Origin of the sequence: Streptomyces sp. ISL-43 (genome assembly GCF_018614195.1) — a bacterium.
GTDB lineage: Bacteria > Actinomycetota > Actinomycetes > Streptomycetales > Streptomycetaceae > Streptomyces.
Window position 1 is genome coordinate 35,366 of sequence record NZ_JAGGOT010000005.1, and the last position, 16,766, is coordinate 52,131.

The following is a 16,766-nucleotide window of genomic DNA, read 5'->3' on the forward strand; positions in this document are numbered from 1 at the left end:
AAAGCTGATGACAGGGTTTGCGGACAGCTAGGGTCGGATGCGACCACCACAACGGGGAGCGGCACGGTCACGGCCTTGGGGACCAACGGAACAGCCATTAGCGCTAAGCACTTGATCTTGCTGGCTACTCCGTCTCCGTGCTCTGGAGGACCTGGGCCTGGAGCCGTCGACGAAGGTCGGCTTCTTCGGCCGTGACCCGGTCGTCCGGGCGTCGGATACGGGCTCGGCGGGGGCGGGGGATGTCGTTGGCGTCCTGGAGGTTGGCGAAGTCGGCATGCGCCGCCTCGACGGCTTCGGGGTACGCCTCCTTCTTCTCGTGTTCGGCGAGCGCGCGGTAGATGCTCGCGACGCTGGGGGCCTGGCCCTTGCGTTTGCCGGTGGGGATGATCAGGTCGGGCTGGATCTCCTCGACCGATTCGCCGTTCGCGCGGCGCCGCAGCACGGTGTGCAGCATGTCGTCGGTGATGACGGGTGGCCGGCCGCCGTGCTTGCCCTTGCGGGCCGCGGCGTCGAGCCCTTCGAGGGTCGATTCCCGGATGTTCTCCCGCTCGGTCTCCGCCATCGCCGCGAAGAACGCGAACAGAAGCCGTCCGGGACCGCTGGGGTCATACATCCCGGGCAGGGGTCCGGCGAGCATCTCTAGGACCAGGCCGTGGGCGGTGAGGTGGTCGGCGAGTGCGGTGAGTTCGGCGGCGTCGCGTCCGAGGCGTTTCATCTCGTACACGGTGAAGATGACCCGGCAGTGCGGGGCGTGGGCCTTGATCTGCCGGGCGAGCGCGAGCGCCGCCTCGAACTGCGGGCGGACTCGGACCCGGGTGCTGATCTTCTCGGAGAACACCTTGTCGCGTGGGATTCCGTGCTTCGCCAAGGCATCGAGTTGCGACTGGAGTTCCTGGGTGAGCGTCGAGCACCGGGCGTACCCGATGCGGATGTCGGCGCTCGGGGTGTCGGGGGCGAGGGCGGGCGGGACGGGGGTGCCGGGGCGCCAGGGCTGGCCGGGGCCGCGGTCGGCGGGGGTGGGCACGCGCAGGAGCTTGGCGAGCCGGGGCACCTTGGTGAAGCGGCCGGTGTGGTAGGTACCGGCTACCGCACCGGAGCGCGAGCGGCACGGCGAGCCGGGCTCGGCCGTGCAGCGCGGGCAGGGGTGGCGCTCGACGTTGTCCGCGTCGCTCGGGGAGGCTTCTTGAGGGGCTGTCACGCCTCCGAGGCTGTCACAAACGATTCTCAGAAGTACCCCGAACCCACCTTTGGGTGAGAACGGGTTCTGCGAACCGAACCGGCGCTTCGCGATCTCCGTGCGGCCCTAATTGATCTTGCTCGGGCAAAGGACCATTTATGAGAATGATCGTGCGTGACACCCGTGGCCGGAGGTAGCCCCCGGCGGCTGGCCGTAGCGCCGGTTTTCGTTCCGATGTCCCCGCCCACCGCGAGGAGGGTGACGTCCTCTGTGGCGGGGCCGGGCCCGGTGGGACACTGCGGCGGTGTCGGGATTCGCAACGAACTTGGCTCCGGGCACCCGTTTGGCGGCAGCTCCCGCAGCCACCGGTTGACGGCCATCAGCAACCCCGGCGCCCCAGGACCATCCTCGAACCGCAGATCGTCGTCGACCAGGATCGGCATCCTCTCGGGGATCACCGGCTCATGTTTGGAGCCCCCGACTCCCAGCCTCCCGAATTGAAGAACACCAACTCTACGAGCGTAGGAACCAGCACGCTGCCCTATCGCCTGTTCGCACCCGGAGGAGACACGTGCCGGGCAGTCGGAAAAGCGGATCCTACTTGTCAGGACGAGGTGATTACCTGCCGGGACTGACTGATCCTGTGGTGTGTCCCTGCGACGTTCCATGACAGTGCGTGAGCATGATGAGACCGTTCTGGTGGTTTGGTGGGCCTCTGGCGATGGTTCTCGGCCTACAACCCCAGGCGAGCTCCAAGACTGCGAGTTGAGAAGGGAACCCTGGTGACAGACGACGAGTTCGATGCCTTTCTGCGGTATCTCGCCGACACATACGTTGAACCACGCCTCCCACTCACACGGCGCATACTCCGACATCACTTTGAGGATGAGGTCGGCCGGACGCTCGACCAGTTGCGTGAGGCTCACCAGGCATTGAACTATATCCACGACGCCATGCGACGGGACGAGGACATCTACGAGACGTTCACGTTGGACGCGCTGGCAAACATCATCGGAAACGCGAGTCGCGGCGTCCACTTCCAGAACAGATTGGCGGAAGACGCTGGACTCATGGAGGTCATGGACGAATACTTCGCCGACCTGGCCTCTGGACTACGTGCCGACCACCTCCCGAGTGTCGAAGCGGAGATACTGTCCGCACTCGGCTTTCCGCGCGTTGCCGCCCATCTGCCCGCCTTGATCTGTGCCGTCAAGATCTTCAGTCAGAAACGAACCGGTTACCTCACCGAAGTCCCTGTCAGCCAACAGCTCCGAGATCTAGCCGAACGTCTCGATGGGGCGCGCCAAGAACACCAGGCGGCGGCTCGATCTGAACAGGAGGAGCCGCCGATCCAACAGCGGAAACGCAAATGGTGGACAGGACTCGGCAAGGTAGTCGCTGGCAGTGCTATCTCGATTGCCGACATTGCGCTGGGCGCGGGGTTGATTCCCTTTGAGGTCTCGGCGGAGACGCGATCATGGGGCGCACTCTCATCGACGACTCTCGGTATCGGGCAAGTCATGGAGGGTGTGGGAGCCATCCGTGGAGAGTAAGCAGAGAAAGTCGGTAGCCAGCGGACGTCGCACAACGCCGCAGCCTTTTTGCTAACTGCTTATACGCAGCCCTGCAAGACCAAGGATCTGAGACATGTTGCCAGCAACATCCTGGGAGGAAAATTCTCGGGCCTGGACAGTGATGGGTCAGCTCCGTGCACGTCAGCGAACACTGCGCGACGAGGCCGAGGCTACTCGGCGGCGCCTAGCCAAGAAACATCGGCGGCGTATGGCAAGCAGCCAAGAAATCTTGTCCGCGACCCGTGCCAAAATGCAGCAGGAGTACGAGGAGTCCGTAGGAGCTACATGGCGTGGCGGCCCGTTCGTTCTCGCCTTCCTTTTCGCGCACCCGGACTGCGACGCGATGCGCATGCTCGACGGACGCGGAGAGTACTTCGACCATCGGACCGGAGATACGTGGGATCTTTTCTTCCCCGGCTACTACAGGTCGACAGAAGGGGGTCGGTTCGAGGCTGAGGCCGGCGCTCGACCTGCTGGGTGGGCCTTCGCACGCGACTGGTACTTCCACCCCAGGGAATTCAACGAACTACGTCATCATATTGAACGATCATCAATGGGGCATTGGGAATATTCTGGCGGTACTGACCTCGTGCTGGTCAACGGCTACCTCCCCGAGCGCGGCGAGCCCGCGATCGACTGGGAATCGACGATCTCAGGGCAGGTCACCGACCAGGCCACAGGTACAAGAACCCTGACGCTGGCTGAGGTAGTCGAGCGTATGACCCGCGATCTAGAGGCGGCCCTGGAAGATCCGACATATGGAGTCGGCGCCGTGACGCAGGTGCCGCCACCGTTACAGGACCACGCCACGGTACGTGACTTTATGGTCAACGCTCTTGGGGGGATTGCCGCAGCGCTCGGGGCGAGGGTCATCGGAATCTGAAACGGTCAACCGTAGCTAAGCGCTGTCGGATGGATGTGCTGATGCGGTCTCGCCCCGGCGCAGTAGAGCGGCCGCCCCGGACTGCAGATTCCTCATCCCACAACGAGACTCTGCAAGAGAGCAGGAGAAACTGCCTGCCGCCAGGCCGCCTACCGGGCCCGCCGCGCAGAGCGGTACGCGAAGGCGTCACCACCTCTTCCGCTGTTACGGCCCCGATACCGGCTCCGTGGCCATGGCCAGCGGCGACGCTCTGTTGATCACGTCCCCAGCCACGACGACTCGGGGACGTCCCTGACCGCGGTCAGTCCTCCGCTCCGTCCTCGTCGTCGAGGTCGGGGACGTCCGGGTCTCGCAGCGGCCGCAGCCCGTTGCCCGGCTGGGAGGCGGTGAAGCTGTAGCGGCCCAGGACGTTCAAATTCTTGTGCTTGAGCGGGGACAGCCGCGCCACGTCCTCGTCCCGGATCTCATGCCCCTCCGCACGGAGCTGGGCGACGGCCGCGTCGATGTACCTGGTCGTCCACAGCACCACGGCGTTCAAAACGAGACCCAACGAGCCCAACTGATCTTCCATCCCGTCCCGGTACGCCTGATGGATGGTGCCCTTCTTCCCGTGGCAGATGTTCCGGGCGAGGTTGTGGCGGGACTCCTGGACGGTGAGCTGCTTGTGCATCTGGCGCCGGTAGGTGTCGTCCATGGGGTCGACGACAGCGAGCAGGTGCAGGGTCTTGGCGATCCGCCCGTACTCGGCGAACGCCTGCCCGAGCGGGGTCGGATGGCCCTCGCGGCCGAACATCCGCAGCAGGTCGTAGGCGCGCACCTGGTTGGTGACCAGGGAGCCGGCCACCCGCAGCATGTCCGGCCAGTGCGTGATCACCTTCTTCACGTTCACCTTGTTCCGGGCGATGGCCTCCAGTGGCCCGTACCCGCCCGCCGCCTCGGCGCCGGGCATCGCCGCCTTCCAGAACCGCTGGTCTTCCAGGTCCTTGAAACGCGGGGAGAAGCGGTAGCCGAGCATCTTGAAGATGCCGAACACCATGTCGCTGTACGAGGCGTTGTCGGTGGCGACCATCTCCGGTTTCACCCCGCCGTCCAGGTTCAGCAGCGCATCCAGGATGAACAGGGAGTCGCGCGGGGTGCCGGGCACCACCATCTGCCCGATGCCGATCACCTGGTCATTGATCGCGTTCAGCCAGGTGATGCCCTTCTTCTTCGCGAAGTACTTGGGGCTGGGGGCGGCGTTAATGGTGCGGACGGGGACGACGAAGCGCAGGCCGTCGACGGAGGCGAGCAGGCCCTTGCCCCAGTACTGCACGATCGGCACCTGGGCCTGGGCTTCGATCAGCGCGGCGTTCGCCGCAGCGATGGTGTCGGCGCGCAGGTAGTACTGGTCGACGTGTACGAGGCGGGAGCGGGTGAGTGCCTCGTAGCCCGGGTTGATGACCGGGGTCATGCCGATGTTGCACGCCTCGCTCACCAAAAGTGCGACCATCGAGGTGGTGAGGTCCTTCATGCGGGTCTTGCCGTCGCCCAGGTGCACGAAGGCGTCCAGGAACCCGGTCCAGGCGTGCACCTCGAAGAGCAGGTCCGGCAGGTCGATCTTCGGGAGCATCTTCTCGACCCGCTTGCGCAGCCAGTTCAGGGACTTCGGCTCGCCGAGCGCGTGGAGTTTCTCCACGTTCAGCTTCGCGCGCCCGTTGGGCTGTACCTCGATGCTGATCTTCGCGTCGTCGCCGGCCTCCGCCAACCGCTCGGCCATCTGCTTCCACGTAGCATCCAGCACCTCGATGAGTTCCCCCAGGTGCTCCTCGGCGTCCTCGGTCAGGCTCAGGCCCACCAGGACGTCCTCACGCACGGCCTCCCACGCCTTGCCCTTCAGCAGGCGGGCACGCGGGTCGGACCAGCGGTGCGAGGGCGAGGCGAAGATGTCCCGGCGCCTCAGCGCGCGGAACAGCTGCTCCAGCACCCACACCACGTACGTCGTCCCGGTCGACCGCGCCCTCCGGCAGCTCGCTGTTCGCGTACACCGCCTTGCGCCAGTGCGGCGGCACCAGCTTGTCGTCGATCTCCCGGGGCAGCAACGGCTTCTCGCTCACCTTCCGCCGCGACAGTGCCGGGAGCCGCTTTACCCCGATCAGGACGCGCATCCCGCCCGTCGCGGCATCCAGCGCCTTCGACTCGCCCAGCAGCGACAGGAACGGCTTGACCGTGTTGTAGCGCAGCGCCAGCGCACTGCGCAGCGCGGTCTCGGCCGTGTCGTCGTCCTCCGGCACCAGGCTCACCACCGTGGCCGCGGCGCTGGACAGTGCCGCCCTCGGCGCGACCTCCTCCAACGCCTTCCACAGCGCCTTCACGTCCACATCGCAGCCGGTCTCCTCAATGAGCTCCAGCTCCTCGATGATCACCTTCGCCGCTTTCGCCACCAGTCGCGAGGACTTCTCCAGCTGTGGCAGTGTCGACAGCCGCTGCTTGTCCGTGGACCGCTTCGCCGTACTGATCAGCCGCGTGGCCATCAGGATCTCGAACAGGTCCAGCGCGTCATCGATTGCCTTCGCCTCCAGATGCCGCATCACCGCGGTGAGCATCGCGGTGCGCTTGGGCTCCGGGGTCCGCTCCAGCTTCGGCGCCTTGGTGCCCAGCCCGTACCGGGCCAGCGCGGACAGCCGGTTCGGCGGGATCTTGTCCAGCTTCACCCGCCCGAGCTGGAACGCGCTGATGTCCTCGACCCGCTGCAACGCGCCCTTCAGCGCGGTGCCCGTGGTCCGTGTCGGAGGCCGGCGCATCCGCTCCAGCTCCGAGAACCGCTTGCCCTCCGGGGTCTTGAGCGTGGCCACCAGGTCCACGGGCAGCGCCGCGTCCGCCCGCCGGACCTCCTTGGCGACCGTGGTGTGCAGCCGGTGCTCCGCGATCTGGCGGACCTCGGCGACCTGCCGGGCCAGCACGCTCACCCCAGGCAGCAGCACCCGGTTCCGGCGCAGCCAGCCCACCGAGTGGTCAAACAGCGCCTTCGGCCCCTCCGAGTGCGCCGTCCACGCCCGCCCGTGCAGGAACGCCCGGAACTTCCGGCCCCACTCGTGGTCCTCATACAGGTGATAGCCGTAGGTCTCACGTATCTCCCACGCGTGCTCGTACGGTGTCATCTGCCGCTCCGTATACCGCTTGATGCTGGAGACATCCCCGATCCCCAGCTGCTCGGCCAGGTGCTCAACGACCGGCCACGGCACGGCTAACGGATCCTCCAGGAACAGCCCGACGTAGCGAACTGTGCACATCTGGAGAGCAAACCCGAGGCGGTTGTGGTCACCGCGCCGCTTCGCGATCAGCTTCCGGTCCTCGTCATCGAGGAAGAAGAAGCGTTCCAGCTCGGGTCTCGTCGGCTCCTCAGCGAACTTCCCGTACGCCTCAGCTTTTATCTGTACCCAGTCCGACAGCGTCAGGGACGTACGCCACATGGTGCCCAACCTGGTGTCCGCCCTTGTCGCTGACACTCGCCTGTGACCGTTGTCCGCGACGGTCGTTGCTCCATCCAGGGATCCACTGGGCGCGGAGGGGCTGATATGCACGTGCGACGGGTCGTGGGGACGGGGATGCGCCACGAGACGTACACCGTCGTGGACGGCGAGGGACGGGTGGTCGAGATGGTGGACGACTACCTCGCCCTGTGCACCGACCGGGAGCATTCACCGAACACCCTGCGGGCCCGTGCCTTCGACCTGAAGGCGTGGCTGGTCTTCCTTCAGCTCCTGGACGTCGACCTGCTGGCGGCGTCCCCCGAGCAGGTGGACCAGTTCGCCGGGTGGTTGCGGCGTCCGGTCCATCCGGGGCAGCTACGATCGGCGGACGCCGATGGTCCGGCCCGGGAGCCGTCAACGGTGAACCGCGCGCTGGACAGCGTCTACATGTTCTACGGGTTTCTTGGTCGCCGCGGCATCGGTATGGGAGCCCAGCTGACGCATCGCCGGGCGACTTCGATCGGCGACCACGGCGGATTCCTCGCCGGCATCGCCGAGCGACAGGTCACCGCACGGCCGACGCGGCTGAAGCAGGCCAAGCGGCCGCCAACGACGCTTACGGACGCTGAGGTGCAGCGGATCCTCGATGCGTGCGAGCGGTTGAGGGATCGGCTACTGATGGCGTTGATGTTCGAGACAGGCTGCCGGGTCGGGCAGGCCTTGGGGCTTCGGCATGAGGACATCAACACGGACCGGCGGACGCTCACGCTGCGGCCCCGTGAGGACAACGCCAACCGCGCACGCGGCAAGAGCCGCGACCCGAAGGAGATCCCCGTCCGTCAGACGCTGCTCGACCTCTACACGGACTACCTGTTCGCCGAGTACGGCGAGTTGGACTGCGACTACGTGTTCGTGAACCTGTGGAACGGCACCATCGGCACGCCGATGGGGTACTGGGCGGCGATGAGCCTGGTCAAGCGGCTGCGACGACGCACAGGAGTCGACTTTCACCCCCATCTGTTCCGGCACACTCACGCGACCGCGCTTCTGCGGGCGGGCGTGCGGCTGGAAGTGGCGAGTGAGTTGCTCACGCACCGCTCGGTCCACACCACGGCGGACACCTACGGCCACCTGGACGCGGACGACCTGGCCGACGAGCTGGACCGGGTCGGCTTCAGGGGCTCGTGGTGAGCGCCGACGGCCGCCTGGCCGCCGTCGTCCCGTTCCCCGGAGATCCGCGGACCGCGGCCCTCCTCCGCGTGGTGCGGCCGGAGTTCCGAGTCGAGCGCTTCGTGCCGCCCGCCGGGCACTGCCTGGCCCCGACGCCGTGCGTGATCACTACGTGCGTGAGGAAGAACGCCTCGCACGGGTTGTGCGCCGCACACGACGCAGCCTGGAGGAAGGCCGGCCGGCCCGAGCGCGAGGCTTGGATCGCGGACCCGGCGAACTGGCCGGCCGGGCTCAGCCTGGACGTGGCCTCGTGCCTGGTCAGCGGATGCCGGTACTCCGGCGGACTCTCAGGCCTGTGTGACCTGCACCTGGCCGACCTCAACGGACTGCACTCGCGGGGCCGGCGCATCAGCGTCCGCGAGTACGCCGCCGCGGCTCCGGAACTCTCTCGTCCGGTGTCTGGCAGGTGCGGCTTCCCTGACTGTGGTTACGAGATCAGCCGCAACGGCTTATGCGACGGGCACCACCACCGCTGGACGAAGGTCGGGCGGCCTCCGCTGGACGCGCTGCCCGCCGAGCTGACGCTCCGCAACGTCCCTAGCTTCTCCGTCGCGGGCCTACCGCCGTTGGCAGCGCTGGAGTTCCAGTACCTGCTCCAGCTCCGCACCGACCAGCGACGCTCCAAGGTGGTCCCCAGCTCCTGGATCCGCGCCGTCAACACCGTCATTGCCGAGGACGTCTCCTCGGTGCGGGACCGTCCGGCCCACCACTGGCGCCACCTGTCGCTGAACTACACCACCGTCCCGCAGCTCTTCACCGACCTGCTAGAGGCCCTCGGCGACCTCGAAAGACCCGCCGAGGAGTGGGACAGGGACGTGTGGCGCCCGGACCGGCTCGGCTACAGCATCGAGGAGCGGCAGCGCGTCGCCCCGCTGGACTTCACCGGCATCACCCAGCCCTGGCTAAGGCAGACGGTCAAGCGCTACCTGCGGCTGCGGCTCGCGCGCACGGAACTGCGGACGGCCGCGCGCAACCTCCACGACTTCGTCCTCTTCTCCCAGCTTATCGCGGAAGCCCGCCCCGACCGGCAGAACGATCCGGCGGTGCTGGACCGGCCGCTGCTGGAGTCCTACATCGGCTGGGTCGGCCGCAGGACGGTGGAGAAGAAGGGGCCGTACTTCGGCCAGCCCTTGGCTCCGGGCAGCCGCAGCCGCTTGCTGTCGGCGGTCTCCACGATGCTCGAAACATGGCGCCGCTACGACTGGCAGCCCACGCTGCCGGCCGACGCCCGGATCCACCCGGACGAATACCCGCGGCCGCGCGGGCTGAAGGCCAACTTCATCGACGAGCACCTGATGGAGCAGATCGAGTCTGAGGAGAACCTGGCCCTGCTCGACCCCGAGACCCGCACACTGGTGATGATCTGCCGCGACGAGGGCCTGCGCATCAGCGAAGCACTCACGTTGAAGACCGACTGTTTGAAGAAGACCCCGTCCGGTCGCTGGGCGCTGGTCCATTACAAGAGCAAGGACAAGAGCTTCCGGGCCATCCCCGCCTCCCGCGTGGTGGTGGACGCGATCCGGGAACAGCACGGCCGGGTCCGGGAACGGTTCGGCGGTGCCTGCCAGTGGCTGTTCCCCAAGGTCAGCGGGAACCCGGACGGAAAGTACCCGATGCCCTACGGCACCGTCGACACCCGATTCGACGCCTGGCTGAAGCGCATTCGCCTCATCGACTCCAACGGCGACGCCGCTGCCGTCAGCTGGCATCAGTTCCGGCACACGCTCGGCACCAGAATGGCGAACGCGGGCGTGTCCGGACGCACCATCCGCGAGGTCCTCGGGCACACCTCCTGGGCGATGCAGGAGCACTACTCACGCATCGCGGACGACACGCTTCGCCGCGAGTACGAGGAGAAGTACGAAGTCCGCTTCAACCTCAAGGGCGAGGCCGTCAAGATCCACCGCGACAGCGACCTGTCCGGCGTCGAGTGGCTCGCCGAGAAGATCGGGCGTCGCCTCCACGCGGTCGCTGGCGGCTGGTGCGGACGGCACATCTCCCGCCCCTGCCCCAAGACCGCAGCCGACGGCTGCTACTTCTGCGACGACTTCCAAAGCGACCGGCAGTTCCTGCCCATCCACCATGACACCCTCGCCCGCACCCGCGAGCTGCAAGCCGGGGCCGCTGCCGCCGGCCGTTCCCGCACTGCCGACGTCAACGCCGGCCTGGCCACCGCGGTCGAACACGTCATCGCACGCATCACCGACCAGGAGAACAACGGACTCGCTCCGGCGCCGAACGACCTCTCCGGCGGCCGGGGCAAGACGAAGGAGGCAGCAGATGCGGGCTGACAACTCATCCCACCTGGCTAAGGCCGCACAACGCCGCCGCTTGGATTGCATCGAACGCGTCCAAGCTGTCCTGGAGGCCCTGGACCGCGACGGCGGAGCCGTGACCATCACCGGGGTCGCCGCGCGGGCCGGGGTCTCCAGGACCTTTCTCTATGACGACGCCCAAGCCCCGCTGCTGGCCAGGTTGCGAGACCTCGTGAACGAGCAGCCCGCCACGGGGCGGCCGGCCCTGCCCGACCAGCAGCGGATCACGACCAAGTCACACGAGACGGTGGTGCGAGCCCTGAGGGACGCCAACCGCAAACTGAACGAGGAGAACGAACGACTCCGCAACGAACTCGCCGTCGCCCTCGGACAGCTCCGCGACCTTCGCCGAGGCATCCCCACCCCACGCCGCTAGGACCTGTCCGGGCGATCACGAGTAAGAAGACCTAGTCATGCCCTCGCGAAATCCCGGGAGAGCCACCCTGGATCCCGGATGATCGGCGCGTGAAGCGACGTGTGCTGATGGGGCTGGGGACGGCGTGGGCAGTACTCGTGATGGCGGGACTGGTGTGGCACTACCGCCACGGGGTAAAGACCGACGAAGATCTGCTGACGGGCCTTAGTCTGCTCGTCGCCTTGGTGACCCTGCCGGCGGTGCTGTGGGCCAGTCTTCGTCCAGGAAAGGTCACCCAGAGTTCTACACCGCTGGTGCAGTTGGCCGACAGGCTTACGGAGGCCGTAAGGAGGCAATGGGAGCAGGAGGCACGGGTGCGCGGCCTGAACGATCCTCAGCCGTTGTCGCTCTCCTGGACCTCTGCAGGTGCGGAGCTGGTTCAGCCGTGGTCGAGCCTGCTTGATCTTGCCGAGAACTGGCCCGGAGGACCTCCTGGCGACCCCGCCCGCTGGGCAGCAGGCCCCGAGGGATTGGCCGGTCGCGGCGGTGAGATCTACCAGGTGTTCCGCGAACGCATTCCCACCCGCCGTATGGTCGTCCTCGGCGAGCCCGGTGCGGGCAAGACCGTGCTCCTGGTCCTTCTCTTGCTCGCCTTGATCGAAGATCGCCAACCCGGCGCCCCAGTGCCAGTCCTGTTCTCCTTGGCTTCCTGGGACCCGGGCCAGCAGGACCTTTATGCCTGGATGGCTGACCAGCTCACTCGGGACCACCGTGCACTCCGTGCCCCTGCTCACGACGACCTGGAACGGCCCAGCAATAGCAACCTGGCTGACGCCCTGCTAAGGGACCGGCTCATCCTGCCGGTCCTCGATGGCCTGGACGAGCTTCCTGAGGCACTTCGCCCTCAAGCGCTGGCAGCGATCAACAGCGCCCTACCGCTCAGGCAGTCTCTGGTGCTCTCCAGCCGCACCACCGAGTACTGCGACGCGCTCCATCGCTCCGATGGGTTCGGTGTGACTCTGAACGGGGCCGCCGGTATTCGTCTTCTTCCTCTCGATGATGCGCAGGTCACCGCCTGCTTGCAGGAAGATGCCGGCATGCCTGGCGCCGCAGCCACGGCGCGCTGGCACCAGGTCGTCGCCCTCCTGGGAACCGAGGCCCCCGCCGCACTGGCGCTGAGCACCCCACTCGGGCTTTTCCTGGCCCGCACCATCTACAACCCCCGCCCCGGCGAGCGCCTCGCCGACGTTGCTCACCCCGATGAACTCCTCGACCCACAGCGTTTCCCCACGAGGGTGGCCATCGAATCCCACCTGTTCGCCGCATTCATCCCTGCTGCCTACCGCCCTCCAACCCGCTGGAAGGCTGAGCAAGCTGAACGCACTCTCAAGTTCCTTGCCAGCCATCTGGAGTACACCCGAGGTGGTACCCCGGACCTGGCCTGGTGGCAGCTGCACAATGCCCTCCCGAGCAAGCTGCTGGCGAGGGTGTGGGGGTGTACGGCGGCGCTCATGACGGGGCTCGCGGCCGGATTTACAGGTGCCGTGGCCATCGGGCTCGAGACCGGAATCGCGGCGGCCGTCCTGGTCGGGCCAGCGTTCGGAGTAGGGGTCGGGATCGGCATCCGCTCTCGCGCGTATACAGAAGATCGACCCCCTACCGCGGGAGTCTTCTTCCTGCCAGACCGAACAGCGGCCGCCATGGCCGTGACAGCCGCGTTGGTCGTCGGGCTCTTGGTAACCATCAGAGTCGGGCTTCGGCTCGGATTCGCAGCAGCACTCGTGGGAGGCCTCGGCGCCTGGCTCTGGGAAAGCATCATTACGGTGCCGCCCGACCCGACCACCGCTGTCGGGCCGCGGCAAGTACTGGCCCAGGACCGCCGGGCCTTCTGGATCACCGCCCTGCTGAGCGGATCCCTTGGCGCAGTTGCCCTCGCATTGCTGATCGTTCTCAAGGCCTTTCACGACGTAGGCCTCAGGGACGGACTCTGGTGGGGGCTGATGGTTACGCCTGTGATCGGCCTCTGGGTCGGGTGTGTCTACGCGGTGTGGTGGAGATTCCTGGTGGTACGCCTCCCACTGGCGGTGCTGGGGCAAGCGCCCTGGCGCCTGATGGGATTTCTTGCCGATGCACACGAGCACCGCAGGGTCCTGCGACAGGCGGGAGCCGTGTACCAGTTCCGCCACCTCAATCTCCAACGCCACCTGGCGGCACCGCCACCGCAGCAGCCTTGGTCCTCTGGCCCCGTACGTGATCGCCCAGACAGGTCCTAATCGCTCGTCTCGGGGTACGGCCCGACATCCGTGAACCGGCGGATCCGGTCCTGTTCGGCGGTCTCGTCGGGGGCGTCGAAGTGCCGCACCTGGTTCCACCAGCGGTGATGGTCATAGCCCTCGCAGTAGTTGAACTCGTGAGCCGTACTGCGTAACCGCTGCCACTCGCGCACGATCGTGGCCCGCTGCCACGTCTCGGGCCGCTCCACCACAAGCAGCGTGTACAGGAGCCCGGCCGACGGTGGGTTGGTCATGCGGGTGGATCCTCCCTTTCGTGCCGTGCCAGCTGCATCAGCGTCGGTGACATCTGAGCAACTCTAGGGAGACGTGGCTGACACTGTCATCCACACAAAAGACCAGTTCAACATGGATATCGAGCGCAAAGCGTCCAGATAACAGCCTGCTCATCAGTCAAAAATTCCACCGGCATGCGGCGGACGGTAGCCACGCCCCACAAGTGATCGAGGATCTTCCGCCGAACCCCCGCACAGGACCGATCACCCGTGCTAAACAATCAAGATCAAGTGCTTAGCGCTAATGGCTGTTCCGTTGGTCCCCAAGGCCGGGTCAGCCTGGTCTACAAGCGGGTGTCGACCGACCAGCAGTCGACCGACCGTCAGGACCTGGTCCTCGCCGAGGCCGGGATCGAGGACCCGGTCGTCTTCGAGGAGCAAGCCGGCACCTCCAGCCGCCTCCACCCGCTGCAACGCCCGAAGTTCAGCGAGCTGCTCACCTACGCACGGCCGGGCGACATGGTGCACATTTCCGAGATGTTCCGCCTCGTCCGCGGCACCGGACACATCCTCGACGTGCTCGATGTCCTCCACCGCGACCGCCTCGCCCTGCGCATCCACGACGGCGCGTTCTCCGCGATGGACCTCACCGCCCGCCACCCACGCACCGGCGAGCTGCTGTCCACGGTGAAGTTCATGGTGTGCGATCTGGGTCATGCCCCAGGAACGCCGAGCTGGGCTTGGCACTGCCTCAACGACCTCGCGGAGCCTAAATGGCACCCTCCTGAACGGGATCCCGGGATTCCGGGTGATCTGGATCATCGGCCGGGGCGGCGGCACGCAGCGCCGCCTCGACCCGGCGGTTGCTGGTCATGGTCGACGTGACGGCGGTCATGGTGAGGAGGAGGCCGGCGGCAGTGTAGAGCGGGGTGCGTACGTCGTAGGTGGTGGCCAGCCAGCCGCCGAGGAAGGCGCCGAACGGGGCGGCGCACATGGCGAGCATGCGGGAGGTGGAGGCGACCCGGCCCATCAGGTGGGCGGGGACGATCGCCTGTCGGAGGGAGGGGCCGAGCACCATCGTGGCGCCCATGCCCGCTCCGCAGACGGCGAGCGCGAGGCCGGCGACGTACGGGTTCGGGGCGGCGGCAAGGCCCAGGATGGCGAGTCCCTCGACTGCGGCCGTGCAGGTCAGTGCGGTGCCGGTGCCGAGTCGTCGGCCGAGGAAGGAGGCGATGCCCGCGCCGAGCAGACCGCCGGTGGCCTCCGCCGTGAGGAGCAGGCCGAAGCCGAAGGTGTCGATGCCGAGACGGTCGTGCGCGAAGAGGGCGAGTACGGTCTCCACGGCGAGGAAGGCGATGTTCCCGACCGCCGGGCGGAGCGCGAGCCCGAGCAGCAACCGATTCCGGAAGACGTACGAGGCCCCGGCCCGCGCCTGCCGAAGCAGCGACTCGCGGGCGCCTCCGGTAGGCCGGGGCGCGGCGGGCAGCGACCGTACGAGCAGTGCGGAGAGCGCGAACGACACCGCGTCGGCGAGCAGCGGAACCGCCCGCCCGAGCGCGAGCAGCGCACTGCCCGCGGGCGGCCCCGCGAAGCCGGACGCGGCGGTCTGGGTGCCGCGCAGGCGGGAGTTGGCGCGCTCCAGGAGTGCGGGGTCACGGCCGAGCAGATCCGGCAGATAGGCCGTGGCGGCCGTGTCGAAGAAGAGTCCGCCGAGGCCGAGCAGGAAGGCGACGGCCGCGAGCAGTGGAATGCTCAGCACGTCGAGCGCGGCCGCTGCCGCCGGTATCGCGAGCAGTACCGCACGCGCCGCGTCCGTGACCCACATCGTGCGCCGACGGTCCCAGCGGTCCACCAGCGCACCGCCGAGCACCCCGAAGAGCAGCCACGGCAGCGTTCCGGCGGCCGTGACGACGGCGAGCGCCATCGGATCCCGCGTCAACGTCAACGCGAGCAGCGGCAGCGCGGCATGCGACACCCCGTCACCGAGCGAGGACACCGTCTGCGCAGTCCACAGCCGTCCGAACCCGGTCGGCAACTTCCGGACGTCTGAGGTCATTCGGCATCCCCTTCGGCCTGCTCGCGCGATGCCGGGTGGAACAGTGCGAAGACGAGTGACGCGTCCGGCAGCGACGGATCGGACAGCTCCCGGTACTCGTCCGCCAGTGCCTGCAGCCGCGCCCCCAGCTCCGCGAACTGCTCCTCGGTGAGCCGCAGATGCGCCATCCGTACGTGCCGCTCGCCATCCACCGGCGCTGCCTCCAGGTCCGCCACCGCATGCCGCATCAGCACATCCGGCCCTCCCTCGCCCGGATCCGGCAGCACGATCGCCCGCGCGGCCATTGCGTAGTACCGCTCGGTGACCCCCCGGACCTTCCGCGTTCGTACCACCTTCACCAGGCCGGCCCGTTCGAGCAGCCGTACGTGGTAGCTGGAACTCCCCTTCGCAAGGCCCACTCGTTCGGCGATCTGCGTGATCGTCGCGGGCTCGAAGCGGAGGACGGCCATGATCCGGTGACGCGTGAGATTGGAAACGGCGCGTAGCTGGTCGTCAGTGGTGACGTGGAACGTCTCGGGAAGATCATCGGTAGGCATGCACCCAATGGTCAACACTTCTTGACCATTGGGCAAGGGGTTTTCGGCTGTCCGGTACGTGAGGCCTTCGTTCCTGCACTCTCCTTCTCGACCTCGCTCAACCCGCACCCGGGCGCCTTCGCTCCGCCTGTCGCGGAAGCTCATCCGCACCGCCCGAGTCCTTGAGTCGTCAAGAAACCTTCGTTTTCTGAAGATCCGTTCCTACGGGCCACCCGGCCCCCTCAGGACCGACGCGGGCGACACCCTCGTGGTCCCCTCGCTCGACCGCTTACAACCACATCCCGGACCTGTGCGAGCTGCGCGTCGGCGCCGTACCGCGTCACCTCGAAGCGCCGGCGAAGTAGGTCCAGTCCACTCCAGCAAGATCAATCTCAGCGGCACTTTCTGTACCGCGACTACTCACACCCGGAGTGGCAGCGGATCCAGACCGTCCGCGGCGCCCTGAGGCACGTCTGGGACGTGATGAAGGAGAAGGCCGGGCCGTATCGGGAGAAGCTGCAGGCCGACGTACGGTTCCAGGGGTTCTGGAGGACCGCGTCTAGTCGGGCCTGCGAGGCGATCTCATCCTCCGCGTCGGCACTGGCCCGCCGCCTCCAGGGCGACCTCCCCGCCGCCGACGCCCTGCTCAAACTCTCCGAGATGGCTTTGTTCACGAGAACCGGGCTCTGGCACACATTCCGTTTGC

Annotated in this window: 11 protein-coding genes and 2 pseudogenes; 8 read left to right on the forward strand and 5 right to left on the reverse strand. The window is 67.1% G+C overall.

Annotated features, from left to right (window positions below; genetic code table 11):
- Positions 1 to 124: 124 nt before the first annotated feature.
- The gene (locus tag J7F03_RS03540; RefSeq protein ID WP_214947156.1) at positions 125 to 1,198 is read right to left on the reverse strand and encodes a recombinase family protein; all 1,074 of its coding nucleotides are present in this window, start codon (positions 1,196 to 1,198) and stop codon (positions 125 to 127) included.
- A gap of 761 nt (positions 1,199 to 1,959) precedes the next feature.
- Here J7F03_RS03540 and J7F03_RS03545 point away from each other — a divergent pair.
- Both J7F03_RS03545 and J7F03_RS03550 read left to right on the forward strand, forming a co-directional pair.
- Complete coding sequence (locus J7F03_RS03545; RefSeq protein WP_214947157.1) at positions 1,960 to 2,730, forward strand: hypothetical protein; 771 nt, start codon at positions 1,960 to 1,962, stop codon at positions 2,728 to 2,730.
- 229 nt (positions 2,731 to 2,959) lie between these two features.
- Positions 2,960 to 3,634, forward strand: a complete 675-nt coding sequence (locus J7F03_RS03550; protein WP_214947158.1) for a hypothetical protein — start codon at positions 2,960 to 2,962, stop codon at positions 3,632 to 3,634.
- Between the two features lie 301 nt (positions 3,635 to 3,935).
- On the opposite strand, the pseudogene J7F03_RS03555 reads toward J7F03_RS03550, so the two are convergent.
- Positions 3,936 to 7,083: pseudogene (locus J7F03_RS03555) on the reverse strand (Tn3 family transposase).
- A 189-nt stretch (positions 7,084 to 7,272) separates the two neighbouring features.
- Here J7F03_RS03555 and J7F03_RS03560 point away from each other — a divergent pair.
- From J7F03_RS03560 to J7F03_RS03575, 4 genes are all read left to right on the forward strand, one after another.
- On the forward strand, positions 7,273 to 8,274 hold the full coding sequence (locus J7F03_RS03560) for a tyrosine-type recombinase/integrase (protein ID WP_214947159.1): 1,002 nt from the start codon (positions 7,273 to 7,275) through the stop codon (positions 8,272 to 8,274).
- A complete protein-coding gene (locus J7F03_RS42250) occupies positions 8,271 to 10,604 on the forward strand; it encodes a tyrosine-type recombinase/integrase (protein ID WP_308379003.1) in 2,334 nt (777 codons plus the stop codon). Before J7F03_RS03560 ends, J7F03_RS42250 begins: the two co-directional genes overlap by 4 nt.
- Positions 10,594 to 11,004: a DUF6262 family protein gene (locus tag J7F03_RS03570; protein ID WP_214947160.1), complete on the forward strand. Its 411-nt coding sequence runs from the start codon at positions 10,594 to 10,596 to the stop codon at positions 11,002 to 11,004. The genes J7F03_RS42250 and J7F03_RS03570 overlap by 11 nt, the downstream gene beginning before the upstream one ends.
- A gap of 89 nt (positions 11,005 to 11,093) precedes the next feature.
- The gene (locus J7F03_RS03575) at positions 11,094 to 13,256 is read left to right on the forward strand and encodes an NACHT domain-containing protein (protein ID WP_214947161.1); all 2,163 of its coding nucleotides are present in this window, start codon (positions 11,094 to 11,096) and stop codon (positions 13,254 to 13,256) included.
- On the opposite strand, the gene J7F03_RS03580 is transcribed toward J7F03_RS03575, so the two are convergent.
- Positions 13,253 to 13,510 carry a hypothetical protein gene (locus J7F03_RS03580; RefSeq protein ID WP_214947162.1) on the reverse strand — a complete coding sequence of 86 codons (258 nt, stop codon included), beginning with the start codon at positions 13,508 to 13,510 and terminating at the stop codon, positions 13,253 to 13,255. The genes J7F03_RS03575 and J7F03_RS03580 overlap by 4 nt on opposite strands.
- 270 nt (positions 13,511 to 13,780) lie before the next feature.
- Here J7F03_RS03580 and J7F03_RS03585 point away from each other — a divergent pair.
- Positions 13,781 to 14,209 (forward strand): annotated as a pseudogene (locus J7F03_RS03585) (recombinase family protein); the annotation flags it as partial.
- A gap of 49 nt (positions 14,210 to 14,258) precedes the next feature.
- On the opposite strand, the gene J7F03_RS03590 reads toward J7F03_RS03585, so the two are convergent.
- Together J7F03_RS03590 and J7F03_RS03595 are read right to left on the reverse strand one after the other, a co-directional pair.
- On the reverse strand, positions 14,259 to 15,545 hold the full coding sequence (locus tag J7F03_RS03590; protein ID WP_214947163.1) for an MFS transporter: 1,287 nt from the start codon (positions 15,543 to 15,545) through the stop codon (positions 14,259 to 14,261).
- Positions 15,542 to 16,081 carry a transcriptional regulator gene (locus J7F03_RS03595; RefSeq protein WP_214947166.1) on the reverse strand — a complete coding sequence of 180 codons (540 nt, stop codon included), beginning with the start codon at positions 16,079 to 16,081 and terminating at the stop codon, positions 15,542 to 15,544. Before J7F03_RS03595 ends, J7F03_RS03590 begins: the two co-directional genes overlap by 4 nt.
- A gap of 459 nt (positions 16,082 to 16,540) precedes the next feature.
- Between J7F03_RS03595 and J7F03_RS03600 the strand changes: the two genes are divergently transcribed.
- A partial coding sequence (locus tag J7F03_RS03600) for a hypothetical protein (protein ID WP_214947164.1) occupies positions 16,541 to 16,766 on the forward strand: 226 nt, incomplete at its 3' end.